Source organism: Clostridium grantii DSM 8605 (assembly GCF_900129965.1).
In the GTDB taxonomy this organism is placed as follows: domain Bacteria; phylum Bacillota; class Clostridia; order Clostridiales; family Clostridiaceae; genus Clostridium_AF; species Clostridium_AF grantii.
Genome location: NZ_FQXM01000085.1, coordinates 1 through 1210 on the forward strand (window position 1 = coordinate 1; position 1210 = coordinate 1210).

Consider the following 1210-nt stretch of genomic DNA (forward strand, 5'->3'; position numbering starts at 1 on the left):
AAAACTACCATTGCTAAACTTTTATTGAATTTTTATCAGTGTGAAAAAGGGGAAATATTAATAAATAAATATAATATAAAAGATATCAATATAGAATCTTTGAGAGATAAAACAGCTTATATATCTCAAGAAATCTTCTTGTTTAGTGGTTCTATAAAAGAGAATTTATCTTTCTGGGATAAAAGTATTGAACTAGAACAAATTATAGAGGCTTGCAAAAAAGCTAGAATACATGATTTTATTAATAGTTTACCTCTTAGGTATGATACTTTCATAGAAGAAAATGGGTCGAATTTATCAGGAGGTCAAAAACAAAGATTAGCTATAGCAAGGGCAATACTTAAGAAACCAGATATTTTGATAATGGATGAAGCCACAAGTAATTTAGATTCCAGTACTGAGAAAGCTATAGACAAAACCTTACATGAATTTAGCAAAAATATGACCACAGTGGTTATTGCTCATAGGTTAAGTACTATTATGAGATGTGATAAGATTTTTGTTATGGAAAAAGGAAAAATAATTGAAAGTGGCTCACATAAAGAGTTAATGGGACAAGGCGGCCATTATTATAATCTGTGGAAAGATCAATTGCCTGATTATTATGAGAAAAAAGAAGAGGTTATCTCAGAAAATTATTTAACAGAAGCACAAATTGCGGCAGCAAGTGTTATGGGGGTGAATCTATAGTGAGAGATATAATCAAAAATCTAGATGAAATTACAGATAGTAGAGAAATCTTAGAAGCAAAACCCCACCCTTTTACAACTATATTTATTTATATTTTGATAGCTATATTATTTAGTGGATTTTTGTGGGCATGGTTTGGGGAAAAAGAAATTTTAGTAAAAGCTACTGGTGTAATCCAGCCAGAGGAAGATACATATAAAATTGCTTCATTGGTTTCTGGAAAAGTAGAAAGTATCAACTACATAAATGGAAAAATAGTAAATGAAGGAGATATACTTCTTACTATTAACCATGATGAACTTGATTTGCAGAAAGAATCCTATGAAAATTCTATTATTGATTTAGAAAATGAGTTGGCTAATTTAAATAAGTTTAAAGAGAGTGTAAATGATGGTAAAGATTACTTTGACAAAAACTCTGAAATTGAAAAAGAGTACTATGAAAAATATTTAAACTATAAGCTTAGTTTAGAACAATCTGAAGATCAATTGAAACAAAATAAAACTCAAAAATCTGATCA

The 1210-nt window shown here is 28.8% G+C and carries 1 protein-coding gene and 1 pseudogene; both read left to right on the forward strand.

Going from position 1 to position 1210, the window contains the following annotated elements; all coding sequences use genetic code 11:
• Positions 1–690, forward strand: a 690-nt coding sequence (locus BUB83_RS21155) for an ABC transporter ATP-binding protein (RefSeq protein WP_143160630.1), incomplete at its 5' end; no start/stop codon positions are given.
• Positions 690–1210 (forward strand): annotated as a pseudogene (locus BUB83_RS21160) (HlyD family efflux transporter periplasmic adaptor subunit); the annotation flags it as partial. The gene BUB83_RS21155 and the pseudogene BUB83_RS21160, both read left to right, overlap by 1 nt.